This is a genomic window from Kordia algicida OT-1, assembly GCF_000154725.1.
GTDB classification, from domain to species: domain Bacteria; phylum Bacteroidota; class Bacteroidia; order Flavobacteriales; family Flavobacteriaceae; genus Kordia; species Kordia algicida.
The window spans coordinates 1,562,495-1,581,640 of sequence record NZ_DS544873.1 but is presented as its reverse complement, the minus strand read 5'-3'; the positions used below and the strand labels follow the sequence as shown (position 1 = coordinate 1,581,640).

Genomic DNA, 19,146 nt, shown 5'->3' with positions numbered 1-19,146 from the left:
GTGCTCTACGAATTCCTTTTGCATACCAATTATCTGCTTTGCGAAACATTTTGAAACGCTGATGAATAAAGATATCGTGTACCATAAAATAAGCGAGTCCGTAAGCAAAAATTCCAACACCAATTGGCAATCCTGCCCAAAAAATATCAAATTTCCATAGCAGGAAACATCCAATACTTACTACAGCATAAAAGATGAAGAAAGCATCGTTACGTTCAAACCAAGAATCGTGATCTTTATGATGGTGATCTTTGTGTAATGACCATAAAAAACCATGCATTACATACTTATGCGTTGCCCACGCCATAAACTCCATCATACAAAATGTGCCTAAAAATACGGCTATCCAAATAAGGGTTGTCATGTTTAAAATTTATATCAAGTTTAACTGATAATTTACATATGATTTTGCTAATAACGCCATTTTTTGATAATTAGGAATACGAATTCTCGCATTTTTTATCTTAACAGAAGGCGTTCTTTTTAGCTTTTTCAATAATTTAAAATAATACTTATATGCAGTAAATACGCCAAACTTCGCTTCAATTGGTAATTTAGAAATTCCTTCCAAGCCAAGTTTAAAATCGTGCTCAATTTCTGCAATAATTTTTTGTTTTGATGCTTCATCTAAATTTTTCAAATCAGCATCTGGGAAATAGGTACGATCTAAATCTTCAAAATCAGCTTTTAAATCGCGTAAAAAGTTTACTTTCTGAAAAGCAGAACCTAACGACATCGCTGATGATTTTAATTCTTCATATTTTTCCACATCACCTTTTACAAACACTTTTAAACACATTAAACCAACTACATCTGCCGAACCATAAATGTATTCGTTGTATTCTTCTTGTGTTAAATATACTTTTTTGTCTAGATCTTGACGCATACTTTTCATAAAAGCATCGATCAAATGTTTTGGAATTTCATATTTATGAACCGTGTATTGAAACGCATTCAAAATAGGATTCAGACTTATTTTATTCGCCATAGCACAATCCAAATCGGCTTGAAATTTATCTAAAAGATATTCTTTATCAAAATCGTGGAAAGAATCTACAATTTCATCTGCAAAACGAACAAATCCATAAATATTATAAATGTCTTGTCGTATAGATGGTGATAACATTTTGGTAGCAAGTGCAAAAGACGTACTATACGACTTTGTAACGACCGTGCTACACTTGTATGAAACAGAATCAAATAGTGCTTTCATGTGTGTTCGGTTGGTGTTTGGTGATTAATTCGGCTACTAATTTCCCAGAAATCAATGCTGGAGGAACTCCAGGTCCGGGAACTGTCAATTGTCCTGTAAAATATAAGTTTGACACCTTTTTACTTTTCAAATTGGGTCTTAAAAATGCAGTTTGAAGTAGCGTATTTGCCATTCCATAAGCATTTCCTTTATAAGAATTATATTCTTTTATAAAGTCATTTACACAAAAAGACTCTTTAAAGATAATATGATTTGTGATATTTTGCTGTGTTATTTCCTGAAATCTGTCCATAATGATGTCAAAATATTGCTCACGGAGTGCTGGCGTGTCTTCCAAACCAGGAGCAATTGGAATCAAGAAGAAGCCGCCTTCTTTTCCTTCGGGTGCTGCCGCAGGATCGGTCATGGAAGGAAAGTTGGCATAAAATAACGGTTCTTTTGGCCAAGAAGCTTCGTCATATATTTCGTGCGCGTGTACATCAAAATCGACATCAAAAAATAATGTGTGATGCGATACGTTTTCAATCTTCTTATCAAAACCAACATAAAAAAGTAGGGAAGAAGGCGCAAATGTTTTCTTTTCCCAATAATTTTCAGAGTATTGGCGGTATTTTGGATCTAGCAAAGTTTCGGAATGATGGTAATCTGCTCCAGAAAGCACAATATCAGCTTCATATTCGTTCGTTTCAGTAATAACTTTGGTCGCTGTTTTCCCTTGAACGTCTATTTTTTGAACATTTTCATTCGTTTTAATGGTTACGCCTAATCGTTTTGCTAAGGTTTCCATTCCTTGAATAATGCTATACATTCCTCCATCGGGATGCCAAGTTCCCAATCCGAAATCGGCATAATTCATGAAGCTATAAAAAGAAGGAGTATCGCTAGGTTTTGCTCCTAAAAATAGTACAGGGAATTCTAATATTTTAATCAACCGGTCGTTTTTAAATTCTTTTCGCACATCGCGTTTGATGTTGCTAAAAAACTGACCAATTTTTTTAATGGTTTTCGCATTGACTAATTCCAAAGGAGAAACTCCAGGTTTGTATACCAAATCTTTGATAGCCACATTGTAATTATCTTCTGCATTGGCAATAAACTTTCTGAGTTTAATACTGCTTCCTTTTTCTTCTTCTTCAAATGCGGTACAAATTTTTTCCAATGTATCTTCTATACGAATAGAATCATCTTTTCCGAAATATACTTCGTACGCTGGATTTAATTTTTCTAAATGATAAAAATCGGAAGGTTTGGTGTTGAAGTCGCTAAAAAAACGTTCAAATACATCTGGCATCCAATACCATGACGGACCTAAATCGAAGGTAAAACCGTCTCTTTTTAATTGTCTGGCTCTCCCGCCAACGGTGGAATTTTTTTCAAGAATAGTTACGTCGTAACCCGCTTGTGCTAAATAACAAGAAGCTGATAAGGATGAAAATCCAGAACCTATAATTATAGTTTTTAATTTCATTGTTTAACAAATGTAGTGAAAAGTTAAACAAAAATAAAATCGAATCTTAGATTTCTTCAACTAATTCAATTATAGACTTAAAAACACGAAGATTTTTATGGTTTTTCTTGTTTTTTACATGTCTAGCTTGATATCCTAAAAGCCATAAATAGTTGTTATCGAAGCCTACTTTATCACTAAATTCCTGAAGATAATCTTCTATTTTATCTTCTGGTGGTGTGACTGTAAAGTAAGAAATAAAATGCAATTCTGGAAAAAAGTTATTGATATTTGTCAAACTATCAATTGGAATTGTTTGCCCAAGATAAATAGTATGATATCCTTTTAACTGTAATTCGTAATTTAAATACAGCAATCCAATTTCGTGAATTTCATTTTCGGGTAAGAACAAAACAAAGGTTTTTGTTTTATTTGGTTTTTCTAATGACTGAATACGTTCGGTGTTTAAAATGATTTTTTGCTTCACTAAACTAGAGATAAAATGCTCATGCGCAGGATTTATCGTTTGCGTATGCCATAAAACTCCTAATTCATTTAAGAGTGGAATAAACGTATCATAGAAAATTTCACGAAAAGATTTTTCCGCAAGTAATTTGTTGTAAGTATTGTAAAATAAACTGTAATCAAAATTCAGCATTGAGAGTTTGAAAGAATTCAATGCTTGGTTGTGAATATTTTTTTCAGTTGCAATCTCACGAACTAAGATGTGAATTTTGTCTTCAGGTATTTCAGCAATCTTAGAAATTTTATAACCATTCTTATAAAGTAAGGTTATATTGAGTAGCTTTTGTAAGCTTTTTATATCGTAAGTTCTTATATTTGTGTTAGTTCTGTCTGGCGCTAGTAAATTATATCTTTTTTCCCATATGCGTATTGTGTGCGCTTTGACTCCTGACAGATTTTCTAAATCTTTAATACTAAATTTCGTCTTTACACATTCCATCTGTTTAATCTTTTTCTCTAGACAATAAACAAAAATAACATTTTTTATCTACTTAACTCAATGTATTTTCATTTTTCTGCTAATAAGAATCGTTAAAAATAAAGAAAAGCTACCATTGCTGATAGCTTTCCAAAGAATTGCAATGTTTTATTTAACACTTAACTAACGAATTACATCTGTATAATTGTGAATAAATGTTGCACACAGCAGGCTGAACTGTAAGTGCTATCGTACAGTTTCCGATAGGTCTAGCACAGGTTTGTGTAAAAAAGTCTGTTTTATCAGATCCACCGACAATGGTTTGATTTAAAGAAGAAACGGTTTTCTTTTTAAGACTTAGTGAGGTTAATTTTCTTTTTTTCATGATTAAAAATTTATGTTGATTAATAATATTAAAGATAACAAGAGAAAAAACATCTTAAAACAAAAATGAGTCGCTATTTATAAATAACGACTCATTTCTCTTACAATCTCTCGCGGTTTTTTCTAGAACGGAGAGCAATCATTAGACATACAATTGATAATTCCACAAGTATGTACTGGCGAATCACATCCTGTATTACAAATATTTAATACAGAAACTTTAATTGGAGCTTCTTTACCACCTTTTAATGCAGAGATTGATTTTTTGTTTAAGTTCAGATTTTTTAAGTGCTTTTTTTTCATGGTTGTGAATTTTAGTTAAATTTATGAATTCAATTTAAGAAAAAAAGCTGTTTCTAAGAAAAATGAGTAGTTATTATTTATAAATTGCGACTAAGGGTTGTAAGTGAAATAACCTAAAGAAACACTACAATTACTTAGTTTTTTGCTGTTGAAAGATGATGCCTTTTAATTTGTCTAAGAATCGGATCAAAATAAAAAATAGCAACGCTCCAAAAAGTCCGCTTAGAAAGAAAAGTGCAATATCAAAAAAGAAATCACTTCGGTAACTTTTCATGTATAGATTAGCATATGCATCAAAATTTAAGAATGTAAATACCCAAGAAGCACCAAAAAGAGCGGAAATAACTAATGCCTTTAAGAATACAAGAATATATTTAAAATAATACTGCATGAAGTAAAAGTAAAAAATTAATTTTTCTTGTGATAAACAAATGTCTAAAGATTGTTTTTTAAGTAATTTTTAAATTTTGATTATCTGTTTGTTAATTTTTAATTAACTGATTTTTAGTGGATTAACGTATTTTTAAATGAAAAGTATTAAAAAAATATAAAAAAGTTTTTTCAACACATTTTTTTACTATGTTTGCTCTGTAAATGAGTTCATAAAAAGAACGCATTGCCTATATAAATGAATCTTTTTTTCAGATTTGGGCTCAGGAGAATAAAGAAGTCTACTCCGAAAGTAGTCTTACGAATAAGACACCAAATTTTCAGGCTGACTTCTGAAATTGCACATATATTCAGGCGTTTATATAAACGTACTTTGATACCATTTTTGACAATACTCACTTATTACATATTTATAACATAAACTGTTAATACACAGTAAAAGATACCAGTTTAATAAATCAACTTAAAAATAAAAACTATGAAACCCGTAGTAAACAATTTAAAACGCGTTATTGTTGACTTTAAAAAATTGACTCCAGAAATTTTAGGACTCTTAGTAGAAAAATATCCTTTTGGTTATGACACAGAGCACATCGTAAGGTTTAAAAATGCCAAAGGCGAATCTGTAGAAGCTGTAGAGGTCATCTCGGGCGATACCAAATACTTAGTGAAAGTTAGTGTAAAGCTTGAATTAACAATGGAAAATTACGACGAAGATGATTATGAAGACTTCGATGATAACGATCCGAATGCAGTACAACCGCCAAGTCAGTTAGATGAAGATTATTAAAAAAACAACTATTAACAACAAATTTATTCTATAAAATCAGTGAACGAAACAACATTAAAAATAATAGGAAGTGAAGAATGGTGTGCATTCAATGCATTAAAAATTCCTGCGGTAAAAGCACGTGTAGATTCTGGTGCTAAAACATCTTCAATTCAGGCAAACAACATCAAGTTAATTCAGAAAGGTAATGAAGAATGGATTTCTTTTGAAGTAAATCCGATTCAAGAAAATCGTAGCATCGTTGTAAAATGTGAAGCTAAGATTTTTGACAAACGTATGGTAAAAAGTTCTAGTGGAATTTCTGAAGAACGCTTTGTCATCAAAACGCCTGTAACCATTGGAGAAGATACTTTTGAAATTGAACTCACACTTGCCAATCGTGATGCAATGGAGTTTAGAATGCTATTAGGGCGTGAAGCATTGATGAATCGTTATGTGATAAATCCTTCAAAAGCGCTCATGGAGCAAAATTTTTCGGTCACTGATATTCAAGAAAAATACAAACATTTAATCAAGGAAAAATCAGGCTTAAAAATTGCTGTTTTGGCGAGCAATCCCAACTTGTTTAGCAATAAACGAATCATGGAAGCAGGAATTGCTAGAGGACACGAAATGGTCTTTTTGAATGTGGAGCAAGCCTATATGAAATTTGATGCCAAAGAACCACAAATTCGTTATCGCGGTGGAAATATTGTAGGTATTTTTGACGCGATTGTTCCTAGAATCAAACCATCAGTTACCTTTTATGCTTGCGCTTTAATCCGTCAATTTGATGCCATGGGCGCGTACTGTTTAAATTCTGCGGAAGCGATCACACAATCGAGAGATAAATTGCTTGCCACACAATTATTTGCAAAACACGATTTGCGTATTCCCATCACAGGATTTGCAAATTCGCCATTAGATACAAAAGATTTGATAAAAATGGTCAATGGAGCGCCACTCATTATCAAATTACTCGAAAGTACGCAAGGAAAAGGTGTGGTTTTGGCAGAAACGACAAAGGCAGCAGAAAGTGTAATCAATGCTTTTAAAAGTGTAAAAACGAACATATTGGTGCAAGAGTTCATTAAAGAAGCCAACGGACAAGATATTCGTTGTTTTGTAGTGAACGGAAAAGTAGTGGCTTCCATGCAACGACAAGCAGCAAAAGGAGAATTTAGAGCAAACATTCATCAAGGTGGAAAAGCTTCAAAAATTAAAATTACTTCGGAAGAACGCAAACTCGCCATCAAAGCTGCCAAAATATTGGATTTGCCTGTGGCTGGCGTTGATATCATTCGTTCAAACAAAGGTCCGTTGTTGCTTGAAGTGAATTCTTCTCCAGGCTTGGAAGGAATTGAAGGCGCAACAGGCTTAGACATTGCCAACATTATGATTGAAGCTATTGAAAAAAAGTTGAAATTTAAGCGTAATTAGCAAATTTGAATTAAAAAATAACATACAAAGCGGGCAAATTAGCTCGCTTTTTTAGTTTGTCACTATTTTGAATTATGAAGTTTTGTAATTTCTGATATATTTGTCTTCACACTAAAACAACCAAAACTTATGGTAAAACTTGAAAAAATACTTGGAGTAATTATTAGTAGCATCATGATGTTAATGTTACTCTTTTTACTTCCTTTAGGAGCATTGTTACTGACACTTTCAGTATTAATCCTAATATTGCTTCATTCCGTTTTTGGGTTTGCATTGTTTAACAAAATTCCATTAAAAAACTTAGGAAAAAAGGAAGCGTACAAAGGTGTTTCTACTATGAGAATTATAGGAAGTATTGGAGCAGGATTTGCTTTAATGACGCTAGTTGTTGGAATATTATTTGTCTTTCTAAGATGGCCGTTCGGATATGTCAATCTCACTAATGGCTTGGTAATGGCGGGAATTGTATTGTTGATTTCCATCATAAAAATAGGAACTACCAAAAACGATGCTTCGTTTTACAAACGCATGATAATTCGTGTCGGTATTATTAGTTTTATTGGATTTTTGCTACGGTTTACACCAACGGAAACACTGTTTGAGTTGAAATGCCATGGTTGTCCTGAATCATATATTGAAGCTGAAAAAGCATTGATGAAAGATCCAGAAAATCCTGAATTAATCAAAAAGGCAGACGAAGAATCCGAAAAGTATTATCAACAGCAATAAATAGTATAAAAAGAAGCTATCTAAAAAGATAAATTGTATCAGTTGATTATAATTCTGATTTTAGATAGCTTCTTCGTTCTTTTTTATCCGCAACAACCTGTATCACAGTCATTATCCATAGAATCAGATATTGGTCCAAAAGGACATTTTACACCACAGGAAAAACGGGTTTCTCCACCTTTCAGTGCGTTGCCGTGTAAATCAGATATACGCTCTTTATTTAATTTTAACGTTTGTAAACTTCTTTTTTTCATAATTATAAATTTTAAGATTATGGTAGTAAATTAGTAGATTTTTGCAAAAAAGAAATACGGTAATACCTTACTTAACAAATGCTTAACGGTTGTTAAATTATGTTTGCAGACAGAAATATCTTAAAAAGCAATCACCATTGAAAAACAACCAAAAACACAATTTTTGAGTGATTTTATAAAGAAATGACTATTTCAACAGGATTATTTTACCAAAAAGTTTGATCTTAGCTTTTTATAAGTTTTGGAATAACTTTACGATGACAATACAAAGACGCGATATAATACATTATAAAGATGATAGTTCGTTTCTCTGTATAAATATATTAAGTCCGTATTTTGAAGAATTTCCTGAACGTTTGGTGCATTGCAGAGGCGCAACTACTTCATTATGGCGTGGTTATTTTGCAGAATATACCATAACAAAAGGAAGTTTATATATCACTTCTTTAAAAAGATATGTAGGTTTTGATCGAGAAAAGAGAGACTTTATTGAAGAAAGTACGCTTGATATTTCTTTTCCAGACACAAAAAAATGTAGTTTCTTTTCTGGTTGGATTGAAATAAATATCTATCCTGAAACTTTTGAAGATGGGAAAATCAAACTTTTAGAAATACAAAAAGGCGATGTTGTACAAGAAATGCTTTTAACTGAAGCCGAATTCAAAACATTGAAAGAAACCGAAACGTACAAAGAATTCGACAGCAAACATAGTTTTATGTGGTATTAAGAATAAACACCTAATTTTAAATTATTAATGTTGAATTTTGAATAAAAAAGATAGTTTCAAACAACAAACAACAAACAACAAACAACAAACAACAGATAAACAAAAAACAACAAAATGAAACACATCAAAGCAATACTTTTAGTCGTAACGATATTTAGTTTTTTATCATTTCAAACTACCGATTCAGTAGAAGGAAAGTGGGAATTGTTTAAACTTGAAGATGGTAGTGGCGAAGTAAGAGAAATGAGCGGACGCTGGATGGAATTTATAAAAGGCGGCACACTAAAAGGTGGAAATTCACTAGAAACTACCAACAGAACAGGAAATTGGTCGTACAATACTGAAACGAAAGAATTAACCATTGGATCTGAGCAAAATCTATCGGGAGAAGGAACTTTTAAAGTAAGTTGGATTGATGCAAAAACCTTTAGTCTTGAAGTGCAAAAAGGTAGAAAAGTATATCTAAGAAGAATTGAATAAGCATAAATCTGTGCCAATTTGGTACACATAAGTAACAAAATAATGAAAACGATCTTAGTCGTCAACGGAGAAAAGTATTGGAAAGACATTTTGCCTGCGTATAACGTAGTACAAAAATCGATTCAGCACACTTCTTGGATTCTCAAATCAGGAAAATTGCATGTAGCTGACGCGGAAAGCGTGGTGCAACCTGATGCCATTTTGTGGCGAGTTGGCGCTATAAAACCAACAGAACTTCAACGAACAGCGTTAAACCTCATCGAATTGGCAGGAATTCCTTGTGTAAATTCGCCAGCAACGTTAAAAATTGGTTACGATCGTTTGTCCATGCTAGCAACAATCAAAAGCTTGGGTTTGCCTGTCATCGATTTTAATGTCGTAACAAAATCTACACACTTAAAAAACATTAAAATTGACTTTCCTTTTGTGGTAAAAGTTGGGAATTACCACGGTGGTTACGGAAAAGTGTTGGTAGAAGATGCACAGAAATGGCAAGACATCAAAGATTTATTATTTGTGACAGAATATTACATAACTATTGAACCTTACATCAAATATGTACGCGATATTCGATACATTGCTATCAATGATAAAGTTTGGGCAATGTCGCGAAAAGGAAAGTTTTGGAAAGCAAATATTGAAACAACAGATTTTGAAGAATTTGCCCCAGAAGAATCTTTGGTAAACGATTTAAAACGCTTGCAAAACGCGATTAAAGCAGACATTATTGCCATTGATATTTTGGAAGAAGAAAACGGAAAACTTCACATTGTAGAATACAATGACATTCCAGGGTTATCAGGTTTCACAGACGAGCTAAAGTATGAATTGGCAGCTGTGCTAACGCGTGCATTGGAGCACTAGGAAACAAAGCGTTCCTTACAAAATTTCCAGTTATTTTAGGAAGTAACTATTCGAAACATGTCGAAGCAATTTAGTATGAAATTTTTTACCAAAAAAACAACACCAAAAACCCAAAAACCAACAGAGAAAAATGTTCACAGCAACAGTAAAAAGTAGGATAGGAGAAGATATTGCAATTATGGTGCGTCCAGACAATCATCCGTGGAATTACCTTTGTGAATGTGGTGATGCGATGGATATCACGGTAAAAGAATTTCAAAATGCAAACGCCATATTTATAAGTCACACGCATATTGACCATTTTGTGAATTTCGATTCTGTGATTCGTCACCAATTGGGAATTCAGCGACGTATTGTGATTTGTGGACCAGAAGGAATTGCCCAACAAGTACAATCAAAAATAAAAAGTTACACGTGGAATCTCATTCAGGAAGGCGCGATTTGCTATGAAATTAGGGAGATGGTTTCTGAGAATGAAATTGTAGTTTACGAAGTAAAACCGCCAATTTGGGAGTTAAAAAAGCTCAAAACTATTAGTGGAAACATCATTTTTGAAGAAAAAGATTTTTTTGTGAGCGCGATTTTGTTAGATCATAAAATTCCAACACTAGCATACAGATTTCAAGAATATGATACCGTGAAAATTGATATTCAGGGAAGTGGTTTTAAAGGTGGAAAATGGGTAAAAGAACTCAAAGATGCTTTTGAGCAAAATGATGGAGAAAAGATTATTCAGATGGAAGACAAAGCTTTTAAGGCAAATGAGTTGTTTCAATGGTTGCACGTACAAAAAGGTGATACTGTAGGAATTATTATGGATCATGCAGCAAACAAAGCGAATCATTCGAAAATCAAAGCGCATTTCGCGAAAGCGAGACAAGTATTTATCGAAAGTTTTTATAAAGATGAAGACAAAGAATTGGCAGTAGCAAACTTTCACAGTTACGCATCAATGTCAGGAAAAATTATGAAAGAAAGCAACGTACAAGAAGCAGTTCCTGTGCATTTTTCACGAAAATACAAAGAAGAAGACATTGCACAATTGATACATGAATTTAATGCTGCTTTGCAAGATTCATAACGTTCCCTAAATCAAAATGAGCGTTGACTCATTAAAAGTTTTATAGGATTGAAACGTGTAGTAATTTTATGTGTAAACTTGATAACTTATAAGTTTATGAAACATTACCCTATCATTTTATTGTTATGCTATGTTGGATTGAACGCACAAAATATTTCAAAAATCAACAAGGATTTAAAACTATCAAATTCGTTAACACATTCAACAGAAATTAGAATTTATCGTGGTGGCGGAATCACCAATTATAGTACGCTTTTTAGAATGTACAAGACAGACATGAATATTTGGAAAGCAGAATTTTATGAGCATTTTGATGAAGTTCTAGGGCATAGAGGAAAATTAGTCTTAAGAACGAAAAAGAAAAAAATAAGCTCAAAAAATGATATGGCGCTTGTGTATAAAAATTTGCTTCGCAGTTATATTTTAGAATTGCCAAGTATAGAAACTATTCAGTGGAAACTTAAAAAGAGAGGAGGAATAGAGCGAATAGTGTATAAGCATAAGGGAGAAAAATATGTTGAATATGAAACGGTATCTTCACAAATAGCATTTTTAGACGGACAAAAATATACAGTGCAAATACAAAGCAAAGCTTGGAAAAAGAAGCATGCATTTACGTATAATAATCCTGAAAGTCATTTGAAACATTTTCCAGAAATTGACGAAATTGTATACATGAATGAAATTTTAAGTACTATTAAAAATGAATTTGATATTTGGAAGGAATAAGAACTTTTGGAATAGTAAATTATTAAGGTGGTTTTAGTAAAAAAAACTTGGTTTGATACTTATCTTTTCCGCAGTATAGCATAAGTTTTTCGTTAAAAATTTTTGAAACCTTGGAGAAATGTTAATTCATGAACTCCATAACTGAAAATAGAGCATGGTGAACTAAAATTTAGAAAAACTCATGCGGTTTTAGTTTTTCCCTAAAAGAAAAACTAAAAATACCTCTGGAAAAGTTCCCTTTCTTTTGTTTCTTTTCTTTGGGTAAGCAAAGAAAACGAAAATAAAAAAATATAAATGTGTTCAGAAACAGAAGTCTTCTAAGCTTATTCTGAACTCAAATTGAATTAGTCATACTGAAATAGTAAATTATCAATTAAAAATAAATATTTATTGTTTATCAATAAAAAATTACCGTTATTTGATATGTAATTAAAAAACATGTTATGAACTTAAAAACGGAAAAACTACTCAAACTCATGCGATTTCTTGCATGGATTGCTTTTATAGGACTTTTAATTAAAGCAGGTGCAATCATCATGTCATTTGGCGTAAGTGTTCAAAATCCTGAAGCAGCTACCAATTTGTATCAAGGAATGGATTTGTCTCGCTACGCGAATGCGAGTTTTGCACATTATACGATCATTGTATTTTACTATATTTTATTGTACTTGTTGCAAGCGTATATTGCATTGTTTATTACGAAATTGTTGAGTGCGATCAATATCGAAAAACCGTTTACACAAACTGTGGTAGACTTGTTAAACAAGATTGGCTATACCATTCTTGCGGTGTGGATTTTGTCAATAATACACAATGCGCACGTTATCGGATTGGAAAAATATGCTGAAATTGACGCAGCACCTTTTGCAAATGAATATATTTTCTTAGCAGGAATTGTTTATGTATTAGCACAATTATTCAAAAGAGGTGTTGTGATGCAAACAGAAAACGAACTAACGGTATAAATATGGCAATTATAGTACACTTAGACGTCATGATGGCAAAACGTAAAATGTCGCTCAACGAACTTTCTGAAAGGGTAGAAGTGACACTTTCCAATTTATCAATCTTAAAAAATGGCAAAGCAAAAGCGGTTCGTTTTAGTACATTATCGGCAATTTGCAACGCTTTAGACTGTCAGCCTGGCGATATATTGGAATATGTTGAGTAACTTGTTGAAAATTTTAAAAGCATGACAGCCATCAATTATAATAAATGGGCATTTCACTTTTCTATTTGGATTGTGATTATTTTTATTGTTCAAACATACCTAACAATCGATTACAATGCATTTACATACAATGTAGAACGTTTTGTGCAAGTAATGGGATATTTAAGTATCATTTCGTTGGTTCTTTTTTTGCTTACGTTTATATTTCTGTTAGTAAGCATCATTAAAAAATTACCCAAAAACTATCAATTTTGGATTTCTTGGGCGGTTATTTCGCTTTATTTTATGCAGTTTGTTATTGCATTCATTACAATGTTTATTCAATCGTAAAAATAGACTTTATGATTTCACTAAAACAGCAGCATATTAGCAAAGGATTTCTCATCGCAGGTATTATGAATATCTTCGGTGTGTTGATCTTTTCAAGAGTTTTTACGAACGAAGTAATTTCTGAATACGACGCAATTGTCATGTCAAACTTTGGTTTATTGATGATTATCGTTTGGGGATTTGCTTATATTTCTGTGGCAAAAAATTATAAAAATGTTCCTTGGTTGATTGCTGTATTTGCGGTAGAAAAGCTAATTTATGGATACGTGTGGATTCAGTGGCTACTGAACAATAATCTTTCAGAAGTATATGAAAAAGACATGATGGCTGGCATTTTTTACACAATCTACGGAATAAATGATTGGCTTTTTTGTATCTTTTTTAGTGTTGTATTTTGGAAAGTATATACAAAAAAACTGCCTAAACAGTAAAATTATTTAGGCAGCTCAAAAATTAATTTTGTTTATTGATGATTGCATCCACGACAAGAATAATTGTCTGTTGTCATACAAGCATCGGAATCAAAAGTACACGTTTGCATTCCTGTACACGTCTGATTTACAGATTGTCCTGTACCACCAACAATAGTTGTAACTTTGAAGTTTGAAACTAATTTTTTGTTTAAATCTAATGATTTTACATTTTTCTTTTTCATAATTTTTCTTTTTTAAGCTATTTTTTTCTTGAAGTAAAATTACAAATTGTGCTATTCATTTTGTTATGGTTTTCGCATATAAAATTTACGTAAATAATTGTTTTTCAAATATTTAACTTATATTTAACATAAATAAATTAACAAATAAAGGCGGTTTTTTAAACATTTTGTTAAAAATTACAACTTCGGAACAGTTACAGTTCCGCCAATCCAACAATTCATGTCAATTTTTTCGCCGCCATTAAATCCTTTGTTAAATACTGCAGGTTTATCGGGCGCCAAGCTCATGTAACGCGCTATCCATTCGGTAGCTTCTTTCTTTGCGGAAGCATCTACACTTGCAGCTTTTCTCGCCATTTCGGCGGCTTTCCAATACACTGCTTTTTTGGTAAATTCATCAGTTCCGCAGGCATTTGCGCTTGTAGCGTACAATTTGGCGAGCTTCAAATATGATCTTCCTGAATTCGGATTCGCCTTTACAGCTGCCAAATAATATGTACGTGCTTTGGCTTTCTGTCCTTTTTTAGCGGCTTTGTCTCCTTCCTTATTCAATATTTTTGCTTTTTTAATTCTATCTGTTTCTAGAGCTAAATACGCATCTAAATAAGTTTTCGCTTTCGCGGAATTGCCTTTGCGAGCGTGAATCTTATGCAAATACAACTTGGAGTTTGCACTTGGTTCTAGCGCATCAATAGTTTCTACGAGTTCTATGAATAATGCATCATTTTTACATGCTTTTGCGTCCAATTTTCCAGCGGCTTTTCGCATCCATTGCAGATCACTTTTATGTGTTTGAAACTCCTTTTCATACATCGGAATCAGCGTTTCGCAAGTTGCTTCTTTTTCAATAATAATGTTCATATTTTTTGTAAACTGATCGATTCCTGAAATAGTTTTCGTTGCTCGATCTATTTTTTTCTGTTCTTTAGAAGTGTTTTGAATGTTGATAAGGCGTGTTTTTTCGGTAGCAAACTTCTTTGAAACAACTTCATACTTTTCTATCAGGTTTTCGAGAGAAACGCCATAATTCTCTGATTTGTACATTTTGTAATACAACTCAAAATAATGATATAAATGCCGTACGTGTTTAAAATTTGTTTTATCAGTAGTAAAAGCTTCGTGAAAGAGCTTGTATTGTGCTTCCGTAGTTCCAATCTCATGATTAATCATTAATGCGCCAATTCTTGGTAAAAACGTTCCTTTCTTAGTTTTTTCAGGATACAATTTCAATCGGTCTTCATACAAAGTAATCAGTTTTAGAGCGACCGTTTTCTTATCGGAAGCTTTCTTCAATTCATGTTTCAGCAATGTTTCGCCACGAGCGTAAATTCCGTAATGTAAAGTTGCACAATTTTCCCGCAGAAAAGCCAATTGCGGTTTGGCTTGTTCAAAGCGTTTTGTTTTAACATTTTCATCAAAAAGTGACAAAATTTCTTTGCAATTGTTTTGCGCTTTCGAGGTAACGCTCACAAACACACACAAAGTGGTAACGAGTAGTGTGGTCATTGTTTTCATAATTTCAATTTAATCGGTTTATCTATATAAACGCACAAAATTTGTACCGAAAACGAGATTCAATTGTATTCTACGACCAATAAAAAAATCTCAACATTGCTGCTGAGATTTTATATTTTATAAGTTGAAATAGATTTTTTGTTTAATTTCAATCTTTTCAATATTCTTTTATTAAAATGTGTTTTGATTCGATTAAAATTAAAATAGTTGCCAATTTAACAGGGTTTACTGCTTTGGTTTAGGATCTTGTAGGTCACAAACTATTCCGTCTTCACAATGAGTATTAATGCAAGTTCCTTCTGTTTGTGCACAAATTATTGGATTAACAATAGATATTAATGTACCACCTTTAATTGAAGAAGCGTTCAAGTTAGAAATAGATTTTTTGTTTAATTTCAACGTTTTTAAAGTTTTTCTTTTCATAAGAATATGTTTTAATTTCGATCAAAAAATTAAAAAAATAAATTGAGAATCTTTTACGGTAACTCCGTAATTCTTGTAAAAACAGTAAATTAAGGAATATTTTATATAAAATTCAGCACATGCTAAAACTCTATAAAACGGTAAACGGAAAATTGCATTATTGGGAAACTTGGGAAGATAGTCGTAAAACAGCAACTATTCATTGGGGAATTGTTGGCGACGAAGGTGAATTTAAGGAAATCACAGTTGGTTTTTTTTCAAGTCTTCAAAAATCGATTCAAAAACTCATCGATCAAAAAATAAAAGAAGGATATCACGAATTTGAAGATGATGCAAAAACTATACTCGAAATTGTGTATACGGTTGATGGTTTTGGCAGCGAAGCAGATTTGGATAAAAGATATCTTTTAGAAGAAAAACTAGATCAAATTTTAGGCTGGACAGGACTTGGGGAAGTTGATGGAGGAAGTATTGGTAGCGGAACAATGGAAGTCGCTTGCTTGGTTGTTGATGCTGAAATTGCCAAAAAAGTCATTCAAAAAGAATTAGAAAATACCGAATTCGCAGATTATACGCAGATTCAAGAAATGAAATAACTAATCTTTAGTGTGACATCTAAAGATTAGTTATCGTTAAAGATAAAAGATGTTTCTAAAAATCACTTTGACTTTCACTGTTTCCGCCGTCGCTTCCCACGCCACCTTGTAAAAATTGAGCATTTTCTGTTTCGTACTTTTTAAGATTTTCTAACATAATATTTGATTTTAACAATTAATAATTGCATCAAATAACTATCAATTGGCTACTGAAAACAAGCAATATTACCCTAAATCATCAAATTTAGGATGCTAAAAAAGCATGTCGCTACACTATTTGTAAACTTATCAATATTAATTCATTATTAAAACTTAATGTAGGTGTTAACTTATTGTAACCGTAGATAAAATACTATTTTTCCATACGTTTGCCTGATGATGTTTGGATAAGTTTGGAAAACCAAAAAAATATTCAACATGAAAAAAAGTAAATTTTTATTAATAGTTATGGTATTCTTTGCAATGTTTAGTTGTAGTACGGATACTATTGAAACTGTAGAGGAAAGTAGTGTCCTTGAAGATCAATCTGAATTGGTATTAAAAGAGATTATCAACTTAGGATTTTCTGAAAAAGATATCTTAGACATGGGTTCGTATTTCTTAGTTGGAGATGATATTATGTTTTCCAAAACTGGAAGACCACAACGCACGGATGATAATATGACGCCTAAGCAACGAAGAACAACCTATTTGGTAGACCATAATACAATTGGTGTTCGTATTGATCCTTCTTTACCTTCTAATTGGAAGACAGCCACTAGAGATGCAATGAATCATTGGAATGCAAATTCTGGTAGTTCTATATTCTTGTATGAAACTGATTACTATTGGCCGTATAACGGTGGATTTTTATTCAATCCTGAAATTGAAGTGATGAGCGACAGTTCTGATCCGTTACCAAGCAGTACAATTGCTGCAGCAGAATTTCCAACGTCTGACGGAATGCCAGGTTATAGAGTTCGAATCAATTTGGACTTTAATCCATGTACCTTAACCAATAATTTGCGTTTTTACAACATGATTCATGAATTAGGACACTGTTTGACATTTGCACATACCAATACTTCATTCGGAACTCACATTGCAGGAACACCTACGAGCGATTCTAATTCTGTAATGAATGGCGGAACAGCTTGTACGTTGAGCAGTGGACTTTCTACAGGTGATAGAACTGCTGTGGATACATTATATCCATTAGGAATCACTGCGCCAACTAATGTACAAGCATACCACGATGGCGATGAGGAACTTACAATGACTTGGAATGCTGTACCAGGCGCGATGAGTTATAAAATCTACAATAATATTAAAGAAACAGGAAAAACAGGTTGGTATCATTATCGTACCAGAACATCCAATAGTTATAGTAGAGAATTAAAACGTAAGTTTCGAAGCGGATATAAAATGATGGTCACTGCTGTTGATGCCAATGGTAACGAAAGTAAGATGACTGAAGCAAATTACAATTGGTAAAAATGATTGTAAAAATTTCTCTATAAAATTAAAATCCCAACATGATTTACATGTTGGGATTTTTGTTTTAAATATATTAAAAAAGTGTACCGAAGTTCACATTTTATTTGATGTAAAATCAAATTATTTAAAAGTAATTGTACGTATGGTAGTTGGACAATCACAAATTGACTCATAATGAGTTCCTCCTCCTTTAATCACAGGAGTGTCAAAATTAGAAACTAATTTTTTGTTAAGTGCTAACGATTTTAAATCTCTTTTTTTCATAATTAAATAATTTAAAGGTTTATAATGTATCAAAGTAAGCCATAAAGAATTATGAAAGCAAAAAATATATATCTTGATTTATATATTTCATGTAATACTTATTCAATTGATTTTAAATATATTAAAAAAAGCGAACCGAAGTTCGCTTTAATTAGAATTTATATCTTCATTTTGAAGAAGACTAAATAAATTGTTTAACGCATTAATTGCAATTAAGAACATTTGATTGACAAAGTCTAAGCCCACTATTATCAACACATGTACCAGGGTTTTTTGTATCAGGGTTTGGTGGCGGCACACAAAGCATATTACCGCTTTCTCCTCCAAATATCCTTGATTCTGAAACATCTAAATTAGAAATAGACTTTTTGTTAAGATTTAACGATTTAAGATTTCTTTTTTTCATGAGTAATCATTTTTTTTAATTAATAATATAGCTAAGAAACAAAAACAAAATGAAAATAATATTAAACAAAAGTTAAAGTAGTTTTATATATAAAAAATCCCAACATTGCTGTTGGGATTTTGCTTAAAAATAATTTCAGTACCGAAGATGGGAGTCGAACCCACACGCTCTAATGAACACATGGCCCTCAACCATGCCTGTCTACCAATTCCAGCACTTCGGTAAAATGTGCTTTGCAAAAATAAAAAAAGTTAAGCAATTGCTTAACTCCTTTTGTGACCTGGCTGGGGCTCGAACCCAGGACCCTCTCCTTAAAAGGGAGATGCTCTACCAACTGAGCTACCAGGTCATAAGACCTTTGTGGTATAATTTGTGACCTGGCTGGGGCTCGAACCCAGGACCCTCTCCTTAAAAGGGAGATGCTCTACCAACTGAGCTACCAGGTCATTCAAAAAGAATAATAATTAATTCCCTGAATGCGGGTGCAAATATAACATCATAATTTTATTTTTCAAGTGTTTTTTAATATAATTTCATCTTTTTTTTTCTGATTTTT

Annotated in this window: 27 protein-coding genes and 3 tRNA genes; 14 read left to right on the top strand and 16 right to left on the bottom strand. The window is 32.3% G+C overall.

Annotation, left to right across the window (positions count from 1 at the left end):
• The 7 genes from KAOT1_RS06640 to KAOT1_RS06615 form a co-directional block, all read right to left on the bottom strand.
• Positions 1 to 364 (bottom strand): sterol desaturase family protein (locus tag KAOT1_RS06640; RefSeq protein ID WP_007093981.1); only part of this gene is annotated, 364 nt, incomplete at its 3' end.
• 9 nt (positions 365 to 373) lie between these two features.
• Positions 374 to 1,213, bottom strand: coding sequence for a phytoene/squalene synthase family protein (locus KAOT1_RS06635; RefSeq protein WP_007093980.1), 840 nt, complete (start codon positions 1,211 to 1,213; stop codon positions 374 to 376).
• A complete protein-coding gene (locus KAOT1_RS06630; protein ID WP_007093979.1) occupies positions 1,197 to 2,681 on the bottom strand; it encodes a phytoene desaturase family protein in 1,485 nt (494 codons plus the stop codon). Before KAOT1_RS06630 ends, KAOT1_RS06635 begins: the two co-directional genes overlap by 17 nt.
• A 46-nt stretch (positions 2,682 to 2,727) precedes the next feature.
• Positions 2,728 to 3,624 (bottom strand): MerR family transcriptional regulator, encoded by an 897-nt coding sequence (locus KAOT1_RS06625; protein ID WP_007093978.1) that lies wholly within the window; start codon positions 3,622 to 3,624, stop codon positions 2,728 to 2,730.
• A 151-nt stretch (positions 3,625 to 3,775) separates the two neighbouring features.
• Positions 3,776 to 3,988 carry a hypothetical protein gene (locus KAOT1_RS22790; RefSeq protein ID WP_157560070.1) on the bottom strand — a complete coding sequence of 71 codons (213 nt, stop codon included), beginning with the start codon at positions 3,986 to 3,988 and terminating at the stop codon, positions 3,776 to 3,778.
• Positions 3,989 to 4,110: 122 nt separating this feature from the next.
• Positions 4,111 to 4,290 (bottom strand): hypothetical protein, encoded by a 180-nt coding sequence (locus KAOT1_RS06620; protein ID WP_007093977.1) that lies wholly within the window; start codon positions 4,288 to 4,290, stop codon positions 4,111 to 4,113.
• A gap of 130 nt (positions 4,291 to 4,420) precedes the next feature.
• Positions 4,421 to 4,681: a hypothetical protein gene (locus KAOT1_RS06615; protein WP_007093976.1), complete on the bottom strand. Its 261-nt coding sequence runs from the start codon at positions 4,679 to 4,681 to the stop codon at positions 4,421 to 4,423.
• Between the two features lie 477 nt (positions 4,682 to 5,158).
• On the opposite strand from KAOT1_RS06615, the gene KAOT1_RS06610 reads away from it, so the two are divergent.
• From KAOT1_RS06610 to KAOT1_RS06600, 3 genes are all read left to right on the top strand, one after another.
• Positions 5,159 to 5,470 carry a hypothetical protein gene (locus KAOT1_RS06610; protein ID WP_007093975.1) on the top strand — a complete coding sequence of 104 codons (312 nt, stop codon included), beginning with the start codon at positions 5,159 to 5,161 and terminating at the stop codon, positions 5,468 to 5,470.
• 39 nt (positions 5,471 to 5,509) lie between these two features.
• A complete protein-coding gene (gene rimK / locus KAOT1_RS06605) occupies positions 5,510 to 6,889 on the top strand; it encodes a 30S ribosomal protein S6--L-glutamate ligase (RefSeq protein ID WP_007093974.1) in 1,380 nt (459 codons plus the stop codon).
• Positions 6,890 to 7,018: 129 nt separating this feature from the next.
• Entirely contained in the window at positions 7,019 to 7,618 is a 600-nt protein-coding gene (locus KAOT1_RS06600; RefSeq protein WP_007093973.1) for a hypothetical protein, read from the top strand.
• An 83-nt stretch (positions 7,619 to 7,701) separates the two neighbouring features.
• Here KAOT1_RS06600 and KAOT1_RS22785 read toward each other — a convergent pair whose 3' ends face one another.
• The gene (locus KAOT1_RS22785) at positions 7,702 to 7,872 is read right to left on the bottom strand and encodes a hypothetical protein (protein ID WP_007093972.1); all 171 of its coding nucleotides are present in this window, start codon (positions 7,870 to 7,872) and stop codon (positions 7,702 to 7,704) included.
• 257 nt (positions 7,873 to 8,129) lie between these two features.
• Between KAOT1_RS22785 and KAOT1_RS06595 the strand changes: the two genes are divergently transcribed.
• The 9 genes from KAOT1_RS06595 to KAOT1_RS06555 all read left to right on the top strand — a co-directional run bounded on the left by KAOT1_RS06595 (position 8,130) and on the right by KAOT1_RS06555 (position 13,686).
• On the top strand, positions 8,130 to 8,600 hold the full coding sequence (locus KAOT1_RS06595) for a hypothetical protein (protein WP_007093971.1): 471 nt from the start codon (positions 8,130 to 8,132) through the stop codon (positions 8,598 to 8,600).
• Between the two features lie 114 nt (positions 8,601 to 8,714).
• On the top strand, positions 8,715 to 9,080 hold the full coding sequence (locus KAOT1_RS06590) for a hypothetical protein (RefSeq protein ID WP_007093969.1): 366 nt from the start codon (positions 8,715 to 8,717) through the stop codon (positions 9,078 to 9,080).
• 42 nt (positions 9,081 to 9,122) lie between these two features.
• Complete coding sequence (locus tag KAOT1_RS06585; protein WP_007093968.1) at positions 9,123 to 9,944, top strand: ATP-grasp domain-containing protein; 822 nt, start codon at positions 9,123 to 9,125, stop codon at positions 9,942 to 9,944.
• Between the two features lie 130 nt (positions 9,945 to 10,074).
• The gene (locus KAOT1_RS06580; RefSeq protein WP_007093967.1) at positions 10,075 to 11,025 is read left to right on the top strand and encodes an MBL fold metallo-hydrolase; all 951 of its coding nucleotides are present in this window, start codon (positions 10,075 to 10,077) and stop codon (positions 11,023 to 11,025) included.
• A 96-nt stretch (positions 11,026 to 11,121) separates the two neighbouring features.
• Entirely contained in the window at positions 11,122 to 11,754 is a 633-nt protein-coding gene (locus tag KAOT1_RS06575; RefSeq protein WP_007093966.1) for a hypothetical protein, read from the top strand.
• A gap of 443 nt (positions 11,755 to 12,197) precedes the next feature.
• Entirely contained in the window at positions 12,198 to 12,719 is a 522-nt protein-coding gene (locus tag KAOT1_RS06570; RefSeq protein WP_007093965.1) for a DUF2975 domain-containing protein, read from the top strand.
• Positions 12,720 to 12,721: 2 nt separating this feature from the next.
• Entirely contained in the window at positions 12,722 to 12,925 is a 204-nt protein-coding gene (locus KAOT1_RS06565) for a helix-turn-helix domain-containing protein (protein WP_007093964.1), read from the top strand.
• Between the two features lie 21 nt (positions 12,926 to 12,946).
• Positions 12,947 to 13,255, top strand: coding sequence for a hypothetical protein (locus tag KAOT1_RS06560; protein WP_007093963.1), 309 nt, complete (start codon positions 12,947 to 12,949; stop codon positions 13,253 to 13,255).
• A gap of 11 nt (positions 13,256 to 13,266) precedes the next feature.
• On the top strand, positions 13,267 to 13,686 hold the full coding sequence (locus KAOT1_RS06555) for a hypothetical protein (RefSeq protein WP_007093962.1): 420 nt from the start codon (positions 13,267 to 13,269) through the stop codon (positions 13,684 to 13,686).
• Positions 13,687 to 13,718: 32 nt separating this feature from the next.
• Here the strand turns inward: KAOT1_RS06555 and KAOT1_RS06550 are convergent, their stop codons facing one another.
• The 3 genes from KAOT1_RS06550 to KAOT1_RS06540 all read right to left on the bottom strand — a co-directional run bounded on the left by KAOT1_RS06550 (position 13,719) and on the right by KAOT1_RS06540 (position 15,848).
• Positions 13,719 to 13,910 carry a hypothetical protein gene (locus tag KAOT1_RS06550; protein WP_007093961.1) on the bottom strand — a complete coding sequence of 64 codons (192 nt, stop codon included), beginning with the start codon at positions 13,908 to 13,910 and terminating at the stop codon, positions 13,719 to 13,721.
• A gap of 177 nt (positions 13,911 to 14,087) precedes the next feature.
• Complete coding sequence (locus KAOT1_RS06545) at positions 14,088 to 15,416, bottom strand: hypothetical protein (RefSeq protein ID WP_157560069.1); 1,329 nt, start codon at positions 15,414 to 15,416, stop codon at positions 14,088 to 14,090.
• 234 nt (positions 15,417 to 15,650) lie between these two features.
• A complete protein-coding gene (locus tag KAOT1_RS06540) occupies positions 15,651 to 15,848 on the bottom strand; it encodes a hypothetical protein (RefSeq protein WP_007093959.1) in 198 nt (65 codons plus the stop codon).
• Between the two features lie 119 nt (positions 15,849 to 15,967).
• Here KAOT1_RS06540 and KAOT1_RS06535 point away from each other — a divergent pair, with 119 nt between their 5' ends.
• Together KAOT1_RS06535 and KAOT1_RS06530 are read left to right on the top strand one after the other, a co-directional pair.
• Positions 15,968 to 16,444 (top strand): hypothetical protein, encoded by a 477-nt coding sequence (locus KAOT1_RS06535; protein WP_007093958.1) that lies wholly within the window; start codon positions 15,968 to 15,970, stop codon positions 16,442 to 16,444.
• Between the two features lie 417 nt (positions 16,445 to 16,861).
• Positions 16,862 to 17,917, top strand: a complete 1,056-nt coding sequence (locus tag KAOT1_RS06530) for a zinc metalloprotease (RefSeq protein ID WP_007093956.1) — start codon at positions 16,862 to 16,864, stop codon at positions 17,915 to 17,917.
• A gap of 123 nt (positions 17,918 to 18,040) precedes the next feature.
• On the opposite strand, the gene KAOT1_RS22780 is transcribed toward KAOT1_RS06530, so the two are convergent.
• From KAOT1_RS22780 to KAOT1_RS06515, 5 genes are all read right to left on the bottom strand, one after another.
• A complete protein-coding gene (locus tag KAOT1_RS22780) occupies positions 18,041 to 18,184 on the bottom strand; it encodes a hypothetical protein (protein WP_007093955.1) in 144 nt (47 codons plus the stop codon).
• A 202-nt stretch (positions 18,185 to 18,386) separates the two neighbouring features.
• The gene (locus KAOT1_RS22775) at positions 18,387 to 18,590 is read right to left on the bottom strand and encodes a hypothetical protein (protein WP_007093954.1); all 204 of its coding nucleotides are present in this window, start codon (positions 18,588 to 18,590) and stop codon (positions 18,387 to 18,389) included.
• Between the two features lie 139 nt (positions 18,591 to 18,729).
• A tRNA-Leu gene (locus KAOT1_RS06525) sits at positions 18,730 to 18,813 on the bottom strand.
• Between the two features lie 53 nt (positions 18,814 to 18,866).
• Positions 18,867 to 18,939, bottom strand: a tRNA-Lys gene (locus tag KAOT1_RS06520).
• Positions 18,940 to 18,963: 24 nt separating this feature from the next.
• Positions 18,964 to 19,036, bottom strand: a tRNA-Lys gene (locus KAOT1_RS06515).
• Between the last annotated feature and the right edge of the window lie 110 nt (positions 19,037 to 19,146).